At 54.8% G+C, this 20,300-nt stretch carries 13 protein-coding genes and 2 tRNA genes; 5 read left to right on the top strand and 10 right to left on the bottom strand.

What is annotated here, in order from left to right; all coding sequences use genetic code 11:
• The 3 genes from H1D41_RS12155 to H1D41_RS12165 form a co-directional block, all read right to left on the bottom strand.
• Positions 1-2,361: hypothetical protein (locus H1D41_RS12155; protein ID WP_228849162.1), on the bottom strand; the 2,361-nt coding region annotated here is incomplete at its 3' end.
• 21 nt (positions 2,362-2,382) lie between these two features.
• Positions 2,383-7,803, bottom strand: a complete 5,421-nt coding sequence (locus H1D41_RS12160) for a DUF11 domain-containing protein (protein ID WP_228849163.1) — start codon at positions 7,801-7,803, stop codon at positions 2,383-2,385.
• 963 nt (positions 7,804-8,766) lie between these two features.
• Positions 8,767-9,615, bottom strand: coding sequence for a LysR family transcriptional regulator (locus tag H1D41_RS12165; protein WP_324250282.1), 849 nt, complete (start codon positions 9,613-9,615; stop codon positions 8,767-8,769).
• Here H1D41_RS12165 and H1D41_RS18505 point away from each other — a divergent pair.
• Positions 9,582-9,911, top strand: a complete 330-nt coding sequence (locus tag H1D41_RS18505; protein ID WP_394355409.1) for a hypothetical protein — start codon at positions 9,582-9,584, stop codon at positions 9,909-9,911. The genes H1D41_RS12165 and H1D41_RS18505 overlap by 34 nt on opposite strands.
• A gap of 17 nt (positions 9,912-9,928) precedes the next feature.
• Positions 9,929-11,224, top strand: a complete 1,296-nt coding sequence (locus tag H1D41_RS12170) for a D-serine ammonia-lyase (RefSeq protein WP_228849165.1) — start codon at positions 9,929-9,931, stop codon at positions 11,222-11,224.
• 270 nt (positions 11,225-11,494) lie between these two features.
• Here the strand turns inward: H1D41_RS12170 and ispG are convergent, their stop codons facing one another.
• The 4 genes from ispG to H1D41_RS12190 all read right to left on the bottom strand — a co-directional run bounded on the left by ispG (position 11,495) and on the right by H1D41_RS12190 (position 16,016).
• On the bottom strand, positions 11,495-12,616 hold the full coding sequence (gene ispG / locus H1D41_RS12175) for a flavodoxin-dependent (E)-4-hydroxy-3-methylbut-2-enyl-diphosphate synthase (protein ID WP_228849166.1): 1,122 nt from the start codon (positions 12,614-12,616) through the stop codon (positions 11,495-11,497).
• Between the two features lie 83 nt (positions 12,617-12,699).
• The gene (locus H1D41_RS12180) at positions 12,700-13,929 is read right to left on the bottom strand and encodes a helix-turn-helix domain-containing protein (protein WP_228849167.1); all 1,230 of its coding nucleotides are present in this window, start codon (positions 13,927-13,929) and stop codon (positions 12,700-12,702) included.
• A 142-nt stretch (positions 13,930-14,071) separates the two neighbouring features.
• Complete coding sequence (hemA, locus tag H1D41_RS12185) at positions 14,072-15,295, bottom strand: 5-aminolevulinate synthase (protein ID WP_228849168.1); 1,224 nt, start codon at positions 15,293-15,295, stop codon at positions 14,072-14,074.
• 142 nt (positions 15,296-15,437) lie between these two features.
• Positions 15,438-16,016 carry a 5-aminolevulic acid synthase gene (locus H1D41_RS12190; RefSeq protein WP_228849169.1) on the bottom strand — a complete coding sequence of 193 codons (579 nt, stop codon included), beginning with the start codon at positions 16,014-16,016 and terminating at the stop codon, positions 15,438-15,440.
• 198 nt (positions 16,017-16,214) lie between these two features.
• Between H1D41_RS12190 and H1D41_RS12195 the strand changes: the two genes are divergently transcribed.
• Together H1D41_RS12195 and H1D41_RS12200 are read left to right on the top strand one after the other, a co-directional pair.
• Complete coding sequence (locus tag H1D41_RS12195; RefSeq protein WP_228849170.1) at positions 16,215-17,603, top strand: dipeptidase; 1,389 nt, start codon at positions 16,215-16,217, stop codon at positions 17,601-17,603.
• 53 nt (positions 17,604-17,656) lie between these two features.
• The gene (locus H1D41_RS12200) at positions 17,657-18,151 is read left to right on the top strand and encodes a cupin domain-containing protein (protein WP_228849171.1); all 495 of its coding nucleotides are present in this window, start codon (positions 17,657-17,659) and stop codon (positions 18,149-18,151) included.
• Between the two features lies 1 nt (position 18,152).
• Here the strand turns inward: H1D41_RS12200 and H1D41_RS12205 are convergent, their stop codons facing one another.
• Both H1D41_RS12205 and H1D41_RS12210 read right to left on the bottom strand, forming a co-directional pair.
• Positions 18,153-18,377, bottom strand: a complete 225-nt coding sequence (locus H1D41_RS12205; protein ID WP_228849172.1) for an RND transporter — start codon at positions 18,375-18,377, stop codon at positions 18,153-18,155.
• 137 nt (positions 18,378-18,514) lie between these two features.
• Positions 18,515-18,591: transfer RNA gene (locus H1D41_RS12210), tRNA-Asp, on the bottom strand.
• Positions 18,592-18,966: 375 nt separating this feature from the next.
• Here H1D41_RS12210 and H1D41_RS12215 point away from each other — a divergent pair.
• A complete protein-coding gene (locus H1D41_RS12215; protein WP_228849173.1) occupies positions 18,967-20,025 on the top strand; it encodes a Hint domain-containing protein in 1,059 nt (352 codons plus the stop codon).
• A 135-nt stretch (positions 20,026-20,160) separates the two neighbouring features.
• Here the strand turns inward: H1D41_RS12215 and H1D41_RS12220 are convergent.
• Positions 20,161-20,237, bottom strand: a tRNA-Asp gene (locus H1D41_RS12220).
• Between the last annotated feature and the right edge of the window lie 63 nt (positions 20,238-20,300).

Here is a 20,300-nt window from a genome sequence, read left to right on the forward strand (position 1 = left end):
AAAGCGTTCATTGCGGGCCAGGCCGCCTGTGCGGTCCACGCTGCCCTGGCCATAGACATACCAGCTGAGCGCATCAGATGGGGTTGCGGTGTAACGCAGGGCCAGATCGGTGCGGGTGCCGGTATTGATGGCATCCCCGGGGGTGACACGATCCAGATATTCCACACCGAAGGACAGCTCACGTGTGTCAGACAGTTTGTGATGCAGTTCCAGACCTGCTTCCAGATCTTCCCGGCCCGCAGCATTTTCATAACTGTCGGCATAGAAACGCAGACGGGTGCGATCTGAAGGCTCAATCTCTACAAAGACACCCCAGAGGGTTTCATCATCGACAACGGCATAATCGAGCGAGGTAAAGCCCGCATCGCGACGCTCATAATAAGCGCCAATCAGGCCAGGGGTCGCCAGACCGATTTCATTCAGATCGGCCTGGGCTTCCAGACGGATTGCCTGACCTTTGCCTCCCTGGGCGTCTGTTTCTGAGTTGGTCAAACCACCATCGGTGGAATTGCTGAAGCCAAAGCCCGGCCCGTCCGATTGTGCCACTTCCAGTTCCGCCCAGGTGGTTTCGGAATGCTGCCAGCGCAGATCCGCACCAAGGGCTGTCTGATCGGCAGCGCCTGTGTTCTCAACCATGCCAGTCGCACCAATGCGCACAGAGTCACTGACCCAGGCCTCAGCACGGGCACCATAAGCAAACCCATCCAGATCACCGGCAGTTGGCGTATATTCATAAGCCGCCACCAGATTGACGTTATTGTCGCCATTCGGGTTCTCGCTGATCAGACCGGATGTGCCGCCGTAAGCAGACAGGGGTTGGTTCAGACGGATTACGCCTTGCGTGTAGTTGATGGTGTAATCCGTGCCATAGGACAGGGTCCGGCGGTCCAGCACACGGCCATTGGTCGGATCTGTAATCTCAATGGTCAGATGATCCGACCCCCGGCTGATATCCTGCTGATTGAGGAAGTAGATCGACCCGCCGGTGCCCCGGAAGATATCTCGTCCCGGCAGATTGTCGGGCTGGGCCGCATAGGCATTGATGCGCAGGCGCGCTTCGCCGTCGGCTGTGGTGTTCTGTGACGCCCATTCCCCGTGCAGTCCGTAAAGCGTGCGGGTGTTGCGGATGAACTCAGCGCCCTCAAGGTTCGCTTTGCCATCGCCCCAGGTGATGTGATTGCCATCCCGTTCCGCCCGCAGATAGAAACGACCGCTGGTTGGGGCGTCTTCCACGATGGAACTGTCATCGCCGTAAGTCGGGTAAGCATCATCCGTATCAATCCGGTTCAGGACAGAACGCGGATCACGTTTGTCGAGGTTGCGGAAGATATCAGACAGATCCTCTTCGCGCGTATCAACAGAGGCTGTGATTTCCGTGCCATTGGCCAGGCGCCCGTTGACGTAACCGGCAATGCGGCCGCGCTGATAATCCTCAGAGCCATCCGTGTCATCTGAGCGCCAGCCAAGGGTCACATCTGCGACACCAACATAGAACCATTCAGATCCCGGGATCTCAATATCACGCGTCAGATCAACGGTGCGGGCCGCGACCTGCACCGCGTGATCGCCAACCGGCATAATGCGCTGGATGACAAAGCGACCGGAACCATCGGCTTCAATCACCTCACCAAGGGTACGGATACGGGCCCCTGCGGGCAGACCAGTGCCGGATACAGTGACAGCACCCCCGCGCACAGGGATGTTCTGACGTGCCAGGGCTGAGGTGCCTTCTTCCTGTGTGGCCACATCAGAGATGCCGCGTGTATCGCGTTGTGACAAGGGCAGAGCAACAGTTTCATCATAACGGCCATTGGCATCATAAACCCGGTGCACAAAGGCAAGATTGTCGCCCGCAGGCAGGGTCACAGAAGCCTGCGTGCCTGGCGTGATGGCAACGGTCGCAACCGTCTTTGCCCCACCACGGGCCGCCGTATCAAGGATCCGGATTTCGCCACGGGTGACAAAAGCCGGATAGTTCATGCGGCTCTGGAAGGTGACCGTATCACCCGCCTGCCAGGCCTGATCTCCGATCACATGCGCATCCAGGCGACGGGACTGATCCAGACCGTCATAGCGGACCTGAATATCCGCCGCCGCAAGGGCCACATCCGCCCGGCGCTGTGCCTCAATCAGGCGGGTGTCCCCTTGTGGTGTGGCCCCGTTAATTGAGATCGCAAAGCCCTGTGCTTTTGGAGCCGTTGCGGCCACTTCGGCATTTGCCCCCACAGGCATGCTGACCACAGCCTGTGCGTTGGCCGCGCATTCCAGATCTGTTGCACTGCAGGTTTCGGCCCATGCACTGCCCGGAATAATCCAGGCAGCTGTCATCATGAGACCGGCGATTGTTGATTGCGTTTTCATAGTACTGGTTCCTTACCGGTCTTATTGGTTGAGACGCAGGGTTTCACGTTCCACCAGAAGGCGGGTACCGCTTTGCCCTGTCCAGGCGTCGTTCAGGATGTTTTCCACCAGGTCGAGATGACGGCGGGCTGTGCGCGGGCGTTCACTGCCGGCGCGGTGGTAACGCAGATGCACCACAGACACCGGATTGGCAGGATCGTTCAGCATTGCACGCAACGCCTGATCCAGAGCCGGGATCGCCACAGGGCGTCCGTTCTGATCTGTGGCAAACGCCGTTGCATCCAGATCAATCCGCGCCACATCCGCAATGGCTGCACCAAAGTTCATGCGACCAAAGCGACCCGCAGTCAGACGCAGAACCCGTGGGTTTTCCGTCGTCATACGGTAGCCGGACGGCAATGTGCGGGTGTCCACTTTCAGAGTGAAGTTAGACCCGCCATCCGCTGGCAGCGCTGCACATGGCACATGGAAGCGACCATAAGCATCCGTCGTAATCAGATGACCATTCACAGTCACAAGACGTACTCCAGAAAGACCAGGCTCGCCCTTATTAACCACTTTCGGAGCAATACTAGCTTTGCTTGCGTCATAGTTTTGATCAGACAAACCTGCCAGGCTGTCAGGACCATCCTGAATGCCATTGCCATTGCGGTCATCAAAGACCTTCCCGATCACATCAGAGCAATGGAAAACATGTTCTGCTTCGATACGGATGGTCGCAGACCCGATATTTGACACAACAGTGTTGCCTTGAAGCGCCCAGGTCTTGTTCTCAAGCTCCCGTGTTGCGCGGTCCGGCAGAACACGCGCAGCCAATGTGACTTCAACAGAGGCACCAGCCGCGATATCCACACCAGACCACGTCAACTGACGACCAGCAACAGAAGGTTCTATCGCCACACCAGCCAGTGCAGCCGTGCCCGGCGTATAAGCCAGCCCACCTGGCAGTTCATCCAGAAGATCCAGATCAGCAATATTCAGGGCGGATGTGTTCTCATAAACCAGCGTGTAGGTCACCGTATCACCATAGTTCACAACGCTAAGGTTGGCTGTCTTACTGACAGTGATGGCACCCGCTTCCGCAGCCAGAGGCGTCAGAGGCACGATGGTCGGGTCGCTGGTCGGGTCCCCATCCGTGTTGCCTTCAAGATCCGGATCATCAGATGTTTCAGAGCCACCGCCGTTGCGGGTGTCGGAAACATCCTCAGCCGGGCCAGCGGTGGACGTTCCTGTAACCGTTGCGGTTTTCTCAATACCACCGGTATTAAAGTCATCCACAGTGATCACATGCGGATCCGCCGTACAGGTCGCCATTTCGCCCGGGGCCAGTGTGGTCGGGTTACAGACAATATTGTTCAGGTCCGCGCTGGTGATGATGATGTCTTCCATCGTCACGTCACCATCATTGGTTACGGTCAGCGTGTAAGGCACTGTGTCACCCGGATCCGTCACAGATGGATCCGTACCGCCATCTGTCCCGGGGGTGCCGGATTCCAGTGTCAGCGTCAGCTTCGGAACACCAATGGTGATCGTCTCTGTCGTTGTGGAACAGGTAACAGGGGCTGCTTTGGTGCAGATTTCATAATCTACAAAGTAGTCACCCGCTGCCAGACCCGGATCAATTGTGATCAGGCCCGTTGCCGGGTCCAGGGTCAGACCTGTGACAGGCTGGCCGCTGGCATCCTTGTAGTCACCCGGAACAGGGGCTGTGATGTCCACAGTGGACAGATCCGCAGTTTCACCGTTCAGGGTATCCGACGCCAGGATAGATGGGGTTGTGCCCCCGGCAGGACCGAAGGTGTCAAAGGTTTCAGGGGCTGCTTCGATCTCAGGTGTGACTGTGATGGTCGCCGTGGCGGTCTCACAGACAGGCACTGTATCAAGGCTACACAGCTGGTAGTCAAAGCTGTAAACGCCAGGCGCCGTGCCGGGCTTTACATCAACGCTGCCATCCGGGTTCACCGTCAGCTCGCCTGGAACAGAGGTCGGATCCACAGGCACAACCGTTGCATTGGTTGTGTCCGCAGGATCGCCATTGATCGTGTCGCCGTCAAAGAGGTTCACAACACCGGTCGCCCCCGCATCCCCCGTGGATCGATCAATGGTTTCCGCATCGTCTGTGGCAACCACGTCGCTTGGCAGAACCGTCACAGTTTCCACAGCCGTATCACAGGTGACAGGCAGGGCGATTGTGCAGATCTCATAGGCCACATTGTAGGTGCCCGCATCTGTGCCAGGGGCCACGGTGATGATGCCCGTCGCCGGATCAAGCGTGATGCCGGATACGGTGCCACCGCCGAGTTTGCTGTAATCAGCGGCCATAGGGGCTGTGATCTCCACAGTCGTCAGATCCGCTGTCGCGCCGTTGAGCGTGTCAGACCCAAGGATCGAAGTGGTATCCCCACCCGCTTGCGTAAAGTCCGCAAAGGTCTCAGGCGTTGCTTCAATCTCAGGTGTGACTGTGATGGTCGCTGTGGCGGTCTCACAGACAGGCACTGTATCAAGGCTACACAGCTGGTAGTCAAAGCTGTAAACGCCAGGCGCTGTGCCGGGCTTTACATCAACGCTGCCATCCGGGTTCACCGTCAGCTCGCCTGGAACAGAGGTCGGATCCACAGGCACAACCGTTGCATTGGTTGCATCCGCAGGGCCGCCATTGATCGTGTCGCCGTCAAAGAGGTTCACAACACCGGTCGCCCCCGCATCCGCTGCAGAACGATCAATCGTCTCTGCATCATCCGCAGGAAGCACTTGTGTCGGAGGCGTCACAGTGGTTGGCGTGCCGGTGTCCTCATCCGGTGTGCCGGTGCCGCCATCTGTGACGTCATCAGATTTGTCGCTGATACGTGTGCCATCCGGACGATCGCCTGACGCGGTTGCGGTGTTTTCGAACGCAGTCGCAGAGGTTGCAGCCGGATCAATGCGCACGGTGAAGGTCACGTTGATTGCATCACCGGTGCCAAGCTGGCCGTTGGCGGCAAGCATGTTTGCACCGTCACCGGCCCAGGCAGAACTGCCGGTCAGACCAGAGGATTCCGCAGAGAGCGTACCAACAGGAGACACGACAGGTGCAAACACAACGGACACAAACGCTGCACCAAACTGAGCTGCCAGATCATCTGTCACAATCATATTGCGCAGGTTGATGTTGGACATGTTCTCGACCGTGATGACATAGGTCACATCAAAGGTGCCATCCGCATTGCGCGAACCTACGGTCGTAGCGGCCTTTGTGGTGTTAATGGATGTTGTACAGGTCGGGGCCAAAAACATCGCGGCATTATTGTCGTCGTCTGGTTCCGTCGTGAAGATTTCAAACTGGGTTGCCGGCGTGACTGAGGACCAACGCACCTGTTGTGCAGGTAAAGCACCAGAGTTGCTCAGAGGCCGTGACACGCCATATTCATTGCCGTTGCGGTAAGCGGTATATACGCTTGGCGCAAGGCTGGAAATCAGCGCATATTCCACACCATCAAGCGCACGGAAACCATCGGTGTCACCAGGTCTAAGTGCCTTGCCGTGCTGCGGTTCAATATATATAGGATGCGTGCCTGATAGGGTGAAGGTCGCCGTCGGCGGCGATGCGGTAAGGCCAACCCCGATGCTGCTACCACTACGTCGGTTGTAATTCGCATCCACGATCACACTGCCAGCCGGGAAACCTGGGAACAGGTGGCTGATATCCGCACCGACAATCGAAGTCGCCAGTTGAGATTCTGGTGTATGCGTGCCCGTACCATTCGCGGCACTGATCACCGCAGCGTCAAACAAAGCACCACCAGACATGTTCAGTGAGGTCGGGAAACAGCGTCCGGGCTGGGGCCCTGGATTTGTGATCGGGGGAACGTCTGAGCTGGTAACAACAATCGTTTCCACCGTTGTTGCACAGTTGGAAGATAAATCCTGCGCACAAATTTCATAGTTGATTTTGTATGTCCCGGCGGGTGTCCCCGCAGAAACAGAGATCAGGCCTGTTGTCGGATCAAGAGAAAGCCCAACCACAGGATCACCATCTGCGTTCGTATAATCAGCAGCAACCGGTGCTGTAATTGTCACATTCGAAAGTGTTGCTGCGCCACCATCAAAAGTATCGCTGCCAAGAACAGAGGTCGTGACACCGCCGGAAGCACTGTCAATGTCAGAGAATGTTTCAGGATTTGCGTCGATTTCTGCGCCAATAGTGAAGCCAACAGAGGTATCGTTGTTTGCAGGGTTGGTATCTGTCTGCAACATCGACACGTCGGACAGGGAGATCGCGTTGGTGACAGTGTCGCCAGAATTTCCGCTGGTCACTTCGAATGGCAGGGTCAGAGTAACGCTTTCGCCAATCTGAAGTGTCCCAATTGTCCAGACCTGCGTTGCAGGGTCATAGCTTCCCTGGGATGCGGTGGCTGTGCCATTCAGGGTGACCTCAACCGGCAGAACATCCCGCAGAGAAACGAGAGACGCAGAAGAGGCCGATGGGCCACCTGCATGGGTTACGGTGATAACATAGTTCGCGGTGCTTCCGACGCTGAGAACCACGCCACTGTCCATACCATCGATGGTTTTATTGACAGCAAGATCTGCTTCAGACAGCAATGAGAAACGAAAGCCTTCCCTTGAGGCGCCATTGATTGCTTCAAGCCGCAGGTTCCCATCTCCGTCGAAGGAAGGGGTGCGAACCTGCCAGTCCAGGCAATTGTTCCGCCATGCACCAGAGTTTCCAGCAATGCAGCGTTCCGCAATGACGGCATCAAGATGCGCCTGTGTCGCCCCTGGCAGGCTGGCCTGAAAATCCGCCAGGTTCTGCACATTGATGATCGGTTGCTGGAAGGTCACCCCGCCCGGAACTGCGCTGAGATTGGACAGCTGGCCCGGGAACGACAAAAGCGGCACCACACCATTGATCAGATAGGCCGGATCTACCTTGGCAGGAGCACCGCTGGCACCGGGTGCGGTCACCGTGTACTCATCAAACCGGGCACCAAAATCGTCTCCCCGGCCGCTGTTTCCTTCCAGAACAAGAACATATTTGAAGCCTGTCGCATCGAAAGCTGTAGGATCAAGTTCTACGCCCAGAGTTGCATCGAGATTCCAGGTTTCGAACCGCCGATTGTGATCGTAGGAAAGCCCTGTGCCATCAGACTGCAAATCCCCCCCGGGAACCTGCACAGTCGGAGACAGGGCGTTCGCCGTTTGCGTCGTGAACGTCCAATTACCAATATCTATTCCATTTACGATCAGCTCACCGGCGAATACACCGTTAGACCCGGACCCGACAGGCATCGTGATCTGTGCATTTGCAGCAGTATTCAACGCGATAAGCGAACCGGCCATCCCGCCCGCAATCATTGCCGCATGGGGGAACAGTATATTGTCCAGCTTGAAGAAGCTGAGTTTCGATTTGACACGACTGAAGAGTGCAGTGCCAAAGCCTGCGCGCGAAATTCTATAGAACATCTCGGGCCTTATGTTTGTTATAAAAGGGGGGGCGAACGACCAGTAATGAGAACTACCTGAATTTGCGATCCTTCAATGTCGGAAATTCCCGCATTTCGAAATTCCGCAAATTCGGCGACACCAATTCACGTAATAATTGATAGATTCAAATTCATTTCCCTCAAAAGAATGTGAAGTTGCAAAAATACCTCAAAATTCATGCAATTACCCGACGTCTCATTTTATTTCATAGCGGGGAATTATCTCAGAAATTCCCCATACTCGCTTTAGTGAATGGAATTTCCCTATTTCCTTTATATTCAATACATAAGACGCGAATCAAATGACGAATCCCTCCCGGTAGCACTGCGCAGCCATAATCGATTGAAGTTTGATATTCTTATGCGTTCACGCGCCTGATTCATTTCCGAATGTACCGTAATGCTTCTCGGCTTCATTTCCGTATGGGCATCATCCAGGCACTCTGAGGAAATACAGTATTAACTCATGATATAAGGATAGACGTTTCAGACGGATCATAGATCAGCCTATGGGGTATCAATACCGTTATGCCCGCCAGATTGCGCCTGCGTCCACAAGATGTCCGACTGCATTACGCGGCTCAACAAGCAACCGGGATTCACGGGCAATCCCCCTCCCCTGTCTCCAACGTTTGTTTTAAATGTCGAGACTGCTGGCTGCTGCACTGTTCGGATCGTGCCCTGACAATTGCACCGCTACCTGCCCCGGGTGAAATGGCCCTGTTCGGGATAAAGGAAGTGTCCGTGACGAACGCAAACTTAAGGTGCTTCTGCATGCCACCAAAGCTTGCCGGTATTTAGGTCTCGGCAGGTCCAGCTTTCACAGATGGCGTGACGCTGACCAAAAGCATGGCGCGGCTGGCTTGAAGAATGGCCGGCAATTCCGCAGAAACCCGTTAATCAAATGCCATCGTTTTCACTAATAGACAGACAACAATTTACCTTAAGCGACTGAAAGCATAATACGCTCTACTATTTCATAGGTTTCTGATTGCCGGAACGCGGGCGTGAGCCTGGCGACCATATTGCGCGGCAGTTCGACCGATGCGGCAAAAGGACGAACGAGATGACCGCGCTCTAACATTGTTTCGACCAGACTTTCATCGGCGATTAAGACACCGCCGCCGTGGCGTGCCTCTTCTAAGGCAATGGAATAAAGGGAATGTGTAGTGCCTGTGCGACGGATCTGGTCTGAGTCTGGTTGATGTCTGAGCCAAATGTCCCAATCATCCGCCCAGGCACCCTCATGCAACAGGGTTTCCTGAGCAAGGTCACTGATGCTGTGCAACCGTTCGGCTATGGGTGGGGCGCACACCGGAAAAATCCGATCGCCTGCGATTTTGACTTCATCTTTGCCAGGCGGATCTGACAAGAAAAACAACGTCATATCAAAAGGTTCCCGTGCCAGATTGGGCGGGGTATTCTGGGCAACGACAGATACGGGAATCTCTGGTGCAACCTCGCGCAACAGGCCCAGACGTGGTGCCAGCCAAAGCTGGGCGATTGCGGGCAATGCCGCGACCTTTATCTTTTGTGGCGTCGCCTTATTGCGCAGGGCGTGAACGGAAAATCCAAGTTGATCAAACGCTTGTGTGAATCCCGGCAGCAATTCTTCGGCAAGCAGTGTCAACTTTACACCGCGTGCGTTGCGAATGAACAACTGCGTTTCTGCCCAGGCTTCCAGCGTTTTGATATGCTGCGTTACAGCCCCCGGTGTGACGGAAAGTTCGTCAGCGGCGGCAGTAAAACTACCCAATCGTGCGGCGGCCTCAAAGGCGCGCAGGGCATTCAGATGCGGCCCTTTGGGACGGACAGGGGAAAGCGGTCTGTCTGCTTGAGGCCATGTCTGATGACTTCAAAGCCTACGGCGCACAGGTTAAAGCGAACGCGGCGAAATTGGCAGAAACCCTGCAAAGCCGTGGTCTGCGCATCGTTTCCGGCGGCACGATGCAGAGAAACAGTTGCAGATCTGTGTCAGTCCTTCCCGTCTTACCCGGCCTGATCCCTACTTGTAGTTCCCTGGCAGGACTGCAACTCTGGCCCTGCTGTTTCCCTATGCAGCAGGGTCTTTTTATACCAACCTCATAGCAACGAAGGATGACATCATGATCGACGCACAGCTGAAATCACGCCTGCAAAAAGGCACGCCATTGCTGTGGGTTAATCCGGATCAAATTCCGGTCTTGATGGCCGAGGTTCCGGTCCGGCCCGCACAGGTGAAAGATGCAGAACAGAACTGGCGTGATCTTGCCCCGCTTTTGCAACAGTGCTTTCCCGAATTGCAGGGTCCGAATGGTGCAATTTCATCTGACCTGATTGAGGTTGCAACCCTCGCCCAGGTTATGGGCAACGATCAAGGGCGCCATTTCGTAAAGGGCGACCATGCCTTGCCCGTTGCCGGGTCGGTCAAAGCGCGCGGAGGTATCTATGAGGTCTTTCTTTACGCTCTGTCGCTTGCCCGTGATCTCGGCTTGATCAAGGCCGATGATACGCCCATGGCCCTGGCACATCCCGACGTGAAAGCAGCTTTTGCGAACTATACAGTTGCGGTTGGGTCCACCGGAAACCTGGGTCTCAGCGTTGGGATTGCGGCCCGTGCGCTTGGATTTCGTGCTGTGGTGCATATGTCGTCTGACGCCAAAGCCTGGAAGGTGGAACGGTTGCAACGCCACGGCGTTGATGTGGTTCAACATGACGCGGATTACGGCAGCGCGGTTGCCGCTGCCCGTGATCAGGCCGACGCAGATCCGAAAACCTATTTTGTGGATGATGAGCGATCTGAACTGCTGTTCTTTGGCTATTCGGCCGCCGCAGCGGAACTGCGAGATCAGCTACGGGCTCAGAATATCCAAGTGGATGCGGAGCACCCCCTGTTTGTCTATCTGCCCTGTGGCATCGGCGGCGCACCAGGAGGCGTGGCTTACGGCTTAAAACAAGTGTTTGGTGATCATGCCCATTGCTTCTTTACAGAGCCCGCCCAATCCCCCTGCGCATTGGTGCAACTGGCCGCAGGGCTTACGAAGCAGGTGAATGTCTATGACATCGGTCTGACCAACAAGACCGAAGCTGACGGCATGGCCGTGGCCGAGATCAGCTGGTTTATCGCCCAGGTCATGCACCCACTGCTAAGTGGCGTTTACACCGTGGACGATAATGATCTGTTTCGCTGGCTGGCGCTCGCCCATGATCACGCAGGCCTGCAACTTGAACCTTCCGCTGCCGCCTGTCTTGCCGGACCGGGTGTGATCAACAGTACCCCCGAAGGCCAAGGCTATCTGACAGCGCATCACCTGCAAAACCACATGCCCAATGCGACCCATGTGATGTGGACCACCGGCGGAAGCTTCGTACCGGATGCGGAATTCCAAGACTTCCTGAGCAAAGGCAAAACGCTTTTGTAGTGGCCATGTCGTGATTGCACTCTGGCCTCTCAATTCAATTATGCGGCCTTTCTTTCAACGATAGATAAGCAATCTGCCGAAGGGAGGCGAATGGACTGGCAGGAATACGGATCGACGTATCACCGCCAGATCACCCCTTCACCAGTCCAGTTGTTCAACGTCGAAACTCAACGATGCATCGTATTGCCATATCTTGTCCCCGTCATAGCACGCATTGCTCGACAGAGACCGGAACCAAATCGTGAAACTCCAGCTTCCCTGAAATGCTATTTACTCAGTCGCCGCATTTTCAGCTTCAAGCCTGGAAGCATGGGATTCGACTTGCTCGACAATATGATCAACCATCTGATCATTGCTCAGCTTATGGCTGACCTTGCCTGCAAGATAGACCATGCCAGAACCCGCGCCCCCGCCAGTAAAGCCAACATCCGTCATCAGCGCTTCGCCAGGGCCATTCACCACGCAACCAATGATCGACAGGCTCATGGGGGTGTGAATATGGGCCAGACGTTGTTCCAGGGCCTCAACCGTTTTAATCACATCAAACCCTTGCCGTGCGCAGGACGGGCAGGAAATAATGTTCACGCCACGATGGCGCAGGCCCAGAGATTTCAGAATCTCAAAACCCATTTTCACTTCTTCCTCGGGCGGCGCAGACAGGCTGATGCGGATCGTATCACCAATCCCGGCCCAAAGAAGATTGCCAAGACCAATCGCGCTTTTCACCGTGCCGGACATCAACCCACCGGCTTCGGTCACGCCAAGATGCAGAGGGGCATCCGTGATATCCGCAAGCGCGTGATACGCCGCAGCGGTCATGAAAACGTCAGAGGCTTTCAGCGAAATCTTGAAATTGTGGAAATCATTGTCCTGCAGGATCTTGATGTGATCCAGACCACTTTCCACCATCGCATCGGGACAGGGTTCAGCGTATTTATCCAGCAGATGTTTTTCCAGCGACCCGGCATTCACACCGATGCGCATAGAACAATTGTTATCAACCGCGGCTTTGATAACTTCTTTTACGCGCTCTTCTTTCCCGATGTTGCCCGGGTTGATGCGCAGACAGGCCGCACCTGCTTCTGCGGCTTCAATACCCCGGCGGTAATGAAAGTGAATATCGGCCACGATAGGAACCGGGCTTTCTTTTACAATCTCTTTCAGGGCGGCGGATGAAGCTTCATCCGGCACCGAAACCCGCACGATATCAGCCCCTGCTTCGGCGCAACGCAATACCTGTTCGATCGTTGCTTTGGCATCTGACGTAATGGTGTTGGTCATTGTCTGAACCGCGATCGGAGCATCGCCGCCTACCGGTACATTCCCAACCATGATCTGGCGGGATTTCCGGCGTTCAATATTGCGCCATGGGCGGATGTGATTGTGGCTCATGAGGATAGCTCCGGCTCAGGTTATGAGACAGATATACGGATCAGCGGAAGGCGCTGCAATGGGGCCGGAAGGCGCAGGGGCGATTATTCAGAGGTTTCGACGTCAGTGATCAGCACTGAGGTCGCAGCTTCTGCAACAACACGTGCAAGATCCTGATCTGTTCCAAGGTCAGCGATTTCATAGTTTGCAGAAATGCTGTCAGCCGTCAGGGCAACATCAGAGGTCACGACACCGCGTGGGCCAACAGGCCCGTAGATATCACTGCCAAGACCAAAATACACGGCACCGGATTCACCGACCTTCAGAAGAGAAGCTTCTTCGGTTTGCGGTGGGACATATTCTTCGCCCGCATCCATGATCTTTTCAAAGAGGATCGCACCCCCTGCCCCCTGAACCCGGACCCAGGCCGGGCGCACAGCGACAATGCGCATGGCGGGCAGTTCGGTTTCAGTCACCTGAACCGGTGTTTCTGCCAGAAGCCCTTCCACAGCCGCCCGCAGCTGCAGGTCCGGAATAATGTTATCCTGACGCAAAGACGCCGGCGCAAAAGCACCCGTGGTATCTGTATTCAGCGTGGCAATCGGGCCGTCACGCGGCACCAGAACAGGCACTTCCAGCGCTTCGGGGCGATAGAGGCGTTCAAAGGCTTCCGCATCAGACACGGCGGTAGCAGCGGCAACAATTTCGCTGGCTTCACGGCGCGCCAAAGGATCAGGGCCAACCACCTCAAAACCGTCAGTAATCAGTTCAGAACTGATATCACCTGCAATATCAACGCGTTGAATTTCATTCAGTACAGTCCAAGCGCCAAATCCAATGGCCCCTGTCAGCCCGATAAGAACCGCCAAAGACCCCAGTGCGCCAGGCTGAATACCGGAAAACCGGTTGTCTTCACGAGGAATGAAGGTCGCATTCGGATCAGCAAAAGGATCATTCGCAGCCACAACAGGTGTCATCGCAGTGCGGCCGTTTTTCAGAGTAGAGGCACCGGCAGACATACCATGGGCAGTTTCAAAACCACTTTCGGCACAGAAAATGCCAAAAGCTTCATCCGGGTCCATGCCAAGATAGCGTGCATATGAACGGACATAGCCAGCAATAAACCCCGGTGTTTCAAAAGCAGAAGGGTCAGCATTTTCGATCGCAGCCACGTAAGAGGCTTTGATTTTCAGTTCTCGCTGGACATCAAGAAGAGATTTTCCAAGGGTGGCACGTTCGCCGCGCATCATATCGCCAAGGCGCACCTCAAAATCGTCAAAGCTTTTCGGCCTTTCCGGTTTTGATTCGACAGGTGATCTGAAACGCCCGATCATCCCAATGCCCCTTATTTACTTATCGCAATCACCAGTTTGTGATCACGTACCCTGTCCCCAAAACCGTCAGATGATTCCCTGTAAGGTCCGACGGTTAATTTTTTATAGCATAGGAAACCATTAAATGCACAAAAAGGGGGAATTATCCCGCAAGTTCAGCACGATTCAGCGCACAATGCGACCAAAGCCCATCCATTGCCGTCACAAGCGCATCCATTTCGCGCGGGCCATGCACCGGTGAAGGTGTAAACCTCAGACGCTCAGTGCCACGTGGTACTGTCGGGAAATTGATTGGCTGCACGTAAATGCCATGGTCTTCCAGCAACATGTCAGAGATCATCTTGCACTTCACAGGATTACCAACATGCACAGGCACAATATGGCTGCCGTGATCAATGATCGGCAGACCCAGGCCCTTCAGACGCAGCTTCAGGATCGCCGCCTGTGTCTGGTGTTGTTCACGCAGGGCCGGTGTCACTTTCAGATGTTCAATAGACGCAGTTGCACCGGCGGCCACGGCAGGCGCCAGAGAGGTCGTAAAGATAAAGCCCGGCGCATAAGAGCGCACAGCATCCACCATCTTTTCGCTGGCGGTGATATAACCGCCCATCACGCCATATGCTTTCGCAAGCGTGCCATTGATAATATCGATCCGGTGCGCAAGGTTATCACGCTCTGTCACCCCACCGCCGCGCGGGCCATACATGCCCACCGCGTGAACTTCGTCGATGTAGGTCAGCGCATTGAATTCTTCAGCCAGCTCGATAATTTCTTCAATCGGGCCAAAGTCACCATCCATGGAATAGACGGATTCAAAAGCGATCAGTTTTGGTGTTGCCGGATCATCTGCCTGCAGCAGCTCACGCAGATGCGCAACGTCATTGTGACGGAACACACGTTTCGCACCACCATTGCGCCGCACGCCTTCGATCATGGAAGCATGGTTCAGGGCGTCAGAATAAATGATCAGACCCGGGAAGATTTTCGGCAGGGTCGAAAGCGTCGCGTCATTCGCGATATAAGCAGAGGTGAACAGAAGCGCTGCTTCCTTCCCGTGCAGATCCGCAAGGCTGGCTTCCAGCTGTTTGTGATAAACAGTTGTGCCGGAAATATTGCGTGTACCGCCTGAACCTGCGCCGGTGGCATCAATCGCCTCATGCATTGCATTGAGAACAACCGGATGCTGTCCCATGCCAAGATAGTCATTGCCACACCAGACAGTCACCGGGCGCTCAGAACCATCCGGGTGGCTCCAGGTCGCGTGGGGAAACTGACCGCGCTTGCGTTCAATATCAATGAAAGTCCTGTAACGGCCTTCGTCATGCAGGCGCTGCAGCGCTGCGTCGATACTGGCAGAGTAATCCAAAATGGCACCTCGGCTGGCGGCCTGCAAAGCAGGCGGGTTGTTCGCGCAGGATTCCTGACAGAATCCCTTGGGGCTATTGCTAGCCTGAATTTCAGACCTGATACTTGATTCAGATCATATAAATCCAGTCTTATGATTACATTTAGTCCTGAATTACCGTGTAACAATCCGTCGCAGCGGTATTTTCTGTGCCATCTCCGACATTGCAAGCCTCAAGCGCCAGCCCCACAGCCCCTACCCCTTTGGCAAATGCGTGGTTGCCTGTGGCCGCGGAAATCGCGAAGGCTTTCTCATCACGTCCACGGCGATATTCGCGGAAAGCCTCTGTTGCGGTCTGTGACATTTCAAGCGCACGGCCCGCCTCGTAATTGCGCGGCAGAAAATGCATCACGATCACACAGGCGCGTGCACTTGTGCGGGCCTGATTACAGGCAGCCAGCGCTGCAACTTCGGCAGAAGCAATCGAATGATGGTTCGCCGCGGCCTGATTTGCCTCAGACAGAAACCCCTCATCCGGGGCAACGGCGATTGCACCATAATAAGGAATTGCCCCGCCCATTTGTGAAAGCTGTGCTTGCTGTTCCTCTGTCAGCACGTCATTGGGCAGTAGAACAACCTCCCCCCCGCGATGATCAAACAACTGCCCCCGCGCAGATCGCGCGTCCATGGTATCCTGCGCAAACGCGAGGTTTGTGAAGGCCATAACAAGCCCGGTACTCATGACTGATTTCCCAAAACATCGCATGGTAATCTCCGTCTTTCAAATCTTTTTAACTGCCAGCTAGTGTCGCACGTCAGACCAGTATCGCAAACCGCTAAATCCAAACAACATACAGTGTTTCTACGGCGGCGCAGTTGCTGGACATCCGGCGGGGCAGCGGACAGAGTGTGCGCAAAGCAAATCAACCGGAGACCTCAGATGAGCCTTGATGCCGTCCTTGCCGAAATTGACAACAGTCTTGATGATGCGATGGAGCGCCTGAAAGGGCTTCTGCGTATTCAGTCGATCTCAACCGACCCGGCGTTTAAAGCCGATTGTGACAAAGCCGCTGACTGGCTGGTCGATGACCTGAAAAGCATCGGTTTTGACGCAGAGAAACGTGTCACAACCGGCCACCCGATGGTTGTCGCCCATGATCCGAACGCGCCCGAAGGCACACCACATGTGCTGTTTTACGGTCACTATGATGTGCAACCCGTGGATCCGCTGGACCTGTGGGATGTGCCGCCGTTTGAGCCCACCATTGAAAGCCGCCCCGAAGGTGATGTGATCCGCGCGCGTGGTTCAAGTGATGACAAAGGCCAGCTGATGACCTTTATCGAAGCCTGTCGCGCTTTTAAAAAGATCCACGGTCATATGCCGGTGAAGATCACCTTCTTTATGGAAGGCGAAGAAGAAAGCGGATCCCCGTCGCTTGTGCCATTCATGGAAGCAAACAAAGACGAATTGACCTGCGACATCGCCCTGATCTGTGACACGGGCATGGTGTCCCCGGGGGTGCCGTCAATTGCCAGCCAGCTGCGCGGCATGCTGAAGGACGAATTTACGCTTACCGGCCCGGCACTGGATCTGCATTCCGGTCACTATGGTGGCCCTGCCCTGAACCCGCTGCGCGAGATTTCCAAACTGATCGCAACCTTCCATGATGATACCGGCCGCGTGGCTGTGGAGGGCTTCTATGACGGCGTGGAAGACGTGCCAAGCCAACAGCTTGCGGCCTGGAAAAACTGTGGTTTTGACGAAAAGGAATACCTCGAATTCGCCGGCATGAGCAAAGCACATGGCGAAGAAGGCTATTCCGCACTGGAACAGCAATGGGCCCGCCCGACGCTGGAAATTAATGGTCTTTGGGGCGGCTACAACGGTGCGGGCACCAAAACCGTGATCCCGGCGGATGCCCATTGTAAGATCACCTGTCGCCTGGTCGGTGACATGGACCCGGACAAGCTGCGCGCGGCCCTGCGCAAACATGTAGAAGATCGCCTGCCCCAGGATGCGATGATCACCTGGAACCAGGATCTCGAAGGCAGCAAAGCCTCTGTCATGAATATCGACCGCCCGGAATTTGTCGCGGCAAAATCTGCCCTGTCTGATGAATGGGAACGCGAAGCCGTGTTCGTCGGTATGGGCGGATCCATCCCGATTGCAGGCTTCTTTAAATCAATTTGGGGCATGGAAAGCCTGCTAATGGGCTTTGCCAATGATGATGATCGCATTCACAGCCCGAATGAGAAATACAACGTGCAGAGCTTTCACAAGGGCATCCGGTCCTGGGCGCGTATGCTGGATAAACTGGCACAAAACTAAACAACAAAGGGCCGCCATCATGCGGCCCTTTTTTTATTCAGAGAGACCCACAAATGACAGATGACAGCCCCACATTGCTGAAAGCCAGTGAGATCGATGCCATGCCGGGTCAGGAAAAAACACACTTCCTGAACCCCAATGCGCAGAGGGTACAGAAATCTCTGGGGGATATCTGTGGGCTGACCGGGCTTGGCGTGCATCTGATGGAAATTCAGCCCGGGGCTGACAGCACGGAACACCATGTCCACTACTATGAAGACGAATGTATTTACGTTCTTGCTGGTCAGGCAACAGCGCGGATTGGCGATACACACGAAACAATCGGAGCTGGTGATTTTCTGGGGCATCCGAAAAACGGCGCGGCGCATTCCATCACAAACACAGGCACAGAGCCTCTGAAGATGCTGGTGATCGGGCAACGTTTGGATCATGATGTAGCAGATTACCCGGATCAGGGAAAACGTATCTTCCGAAACGCAGGCATGCCCTGGGATCTGGTTGACATTGCGGCCCTGGCAGCCCCGCGCCCACCAAAGGCATCGGAATAGGTCAACCCCGTGGGGTGCGTAGGCACAGGGCCAGTTTCACAATCAGCAGAACCACCGGCAACCCGTGCATCGCAAGATCAAAGATATCGACCGGCTGCGTCAATGTCCCTGCCCCAAGCATCATCAGCTTTTCCACCAGATGCGGCATCGGGCGAAACGGCGCAAGGCCAAGGGCAAAAGCCACAATCGCCACATAGGATAGCGGCAGACGATCAATCAGGGTCATAAATCTGGTCATGGCGAATGTATGGCACAGCGCCCTGCCCCATAGCAGCGCGCGCAATGCCGCAGTCTGACAATTGCCATGGGATGTACGGCGGGGTGAAACGAAAAAAGCTCCCACAAGGGGAGCTTTTTCAAATATGGCGCGGTTGACGGGACTCGAACCCGCGACCCCCGGCGTGACAGGCCGGTACTCTAACCAACTGAGCTACAACCGCGCTATGGGGGCTGTTTAGGGTTCCCACCGGGTGGGGTCAAGCGACAAAATGCGGGTTTATGAAAGTTTTTCCCAGCCTCTTCCAGCAGGCGGCACCAAGATACCCAAAACGCGCATTTTCACCTCCACAGGCCTTCATTTCTCAGTCGGACACAGCTTTTACAGTCTGCTTCGCGATGCAATTCGTCCCAAGTTTCGAGGCTGATCAATATCATCAACTGCCAAATGCAACCAGCATTGGGCAGTTGCGCAGTCTCTATCTGATTTATCGATACTCTCTAACTTGGAGGTTTCAATTTTAAGGTAGAGATGAGCGTCGATCGTCTTTCCTCTGAAAGTCATCCGTATTGTCACCACTATGCAAAAGGTTATCTAGATGCCTGTAATTAGAACTCTTTACCTTGGTAAGCTCACAGTTATTGACCCCGTAGGAGCCGGAGCTACAGGCCCGAATGAAAACGCGTCCTCTATTCTCGGAACATACGGGAATGCCGGAAACCCGCTTGCCGCCAATGCGATCTCAGTTGACGTCTCTGGAAGCAATCCAGCGCTATTGGGAACAGACCACAACAATAATTTCCTCACCAGTTATATTGTGAAATTTGATATTGGAGGTGGTCAGGTCACAAAAACTGTTGATGCGATTCAAACCTATGGAATGACTGTAAAGTTCTCTGGTGGCACAAGCCAAAATCTAAATTTACAGATTTTTCAGACGACCGACGGGCATACATTTCTTGCCGTAAAAGATACTCTGCAACAGACATTCAATAAAGCTGTTGAATCCGTATCGCTGAATTCCGTTCCATCAACCTCAGTACGCACACTCGGGATTTCTCAGTTCGACAACTTTCAATTTGTTTGCTTTGCCAAAGGCTCTGCAATTCAGACCCCGCATGGAGAAACATATGTTGAAGATCTGAAGTCAGGCGATCTGGTCTCTACAGCAGACAGTGGCGATCAGGATATAATATGGATCGGCAACAACACAGTCATCGGGAATGACAAGAACTCGCCCTACAGAATTCCACGGGGCTATCTGAATGCGAACAGAGACCTGTATCTTTCCCCTCAACACCGTGTCGCAATCGACACCAGCGACTTTTCTGGTAACCCGGAAGATCCGAGGGCCTTTCTGGCCATCAAACACCTCGCGCTGATCAGCCCCGTAGTTCAGGTGCCTGTTGAAACGGTCACCTACTATCATGTCTTAACGAAGAAACACGAAACACTTATCTCCAACGGCGTCCCCACCGAAAGCTTCTATCCCGGGCCTGTGGCTCTGGATCTATTGCCTGATGTGCAGAGGACAGTGCTGGAGGACTGCCTGACCGCACATGATCTGACCCTGGAAACCTACGGTGATACAGCTTTGGAAACACTCCGCAGGAAGACAGTTCTCAACTGGACAAGGAGTACCGCGCTTTGCGCGTAATCTTCAGCTAAGCTCCACCTCCAGGCGCCAGTAGCTTCGATAACTGCCCCACCCCAGACAGAGCTTCCTCCAGAAAGCAACACATCTATCAGAAAACAAAAGAGGCTTCCCGAAGGAAGCCTCTTTCTGCAGCAGTGGCGCGGTTGACGGGACTCGAACCCGCGACCCCCGGCGTGACAGGCCGGTACTCTAACCAACTGAGCTACAACCGCCCGCTGCACTCCCGATTGGGAATGAGCGGGTTCTAGAAGCCCCAGCCTCTGGCGTCAAGCAGT

Source organism: Halocynthiibacter styelae (genome assembly GCF_016123485.1).
Lineage (GTDB): Bacteria > Pseudomonadota > Alphaproteobacteria > Rhodobacterales > Rhodobacteraceae > Halocynthiibacter > Halocynthiibacter styelae.

Excerpts from the sequence above, each read along its gene's own strand:
- H1D41_RS12160 (WP_228849163.1), bottom strand. The coding sequence starts at position 7,803 with ATGTTCTATAGAATTTCGCGCGCAGGCTTTGGCACTGCACTCTTCAGT.
- H1D41_RS12170 (WP_228849165.1), top strand. The coding sequence starts at position 9,929 with ATGATCGACGCACAGCTGAAATCACGCCTGCAAAAAGGCACGCCATTG.
- ispG (WP_228849166.1), bottom strand. The coding sequence starts at position 12,616 with ATGAGCCACAATCACATCCGCCCATGGCGCAATATTGAACGCCGGAAA.
- H1D41_RS12180 (WP_228849167.1), bottom strand. The coding sequence starts at position 13,929 with ATGATCGGGCGTTTCAGATCACCTGTCGAATCAAAACCGGAAAGGCCG.
- H1D41_RS12190 (WP_228849169.1), bottom strand. The coding sequence starts at position 16,016 with ATGAGTACCGGGCTTGTTATGGCCTTCACAAACCTCGCGTTTGCGCAG.
- H1D41_RS12195 (WP_228849170.1), top strand. The coding sequence starts at position 16,215 with ATGAGCCTTGATGCCGTCCTTGCCGAAATTGACAACAGTCTTGATGAT.
- H1D41_RS12200 (WP_228849171.1), top strand. The coding sequence starts at position 17,657 with ATGACAGATGACAGCCCCACATTGCTGAAAGCCAGTGAGATCGATGCC.
- H1D41_RS12205 (WP_228849172.1), bottom strand. The coding sequence starts at position 18,377 with ATGACCCTGATTGATCGTCTGCCGCTATCCTATGTGGCGATTGTGGCT.
- H1D41_RS12215 (WP_228849173.1), top strand. The coding sequence starts at position 18,967 with ATGCCTGTAATTAGAACTCTTTACCTTGGTAAGCTCACAGTTATTGAC.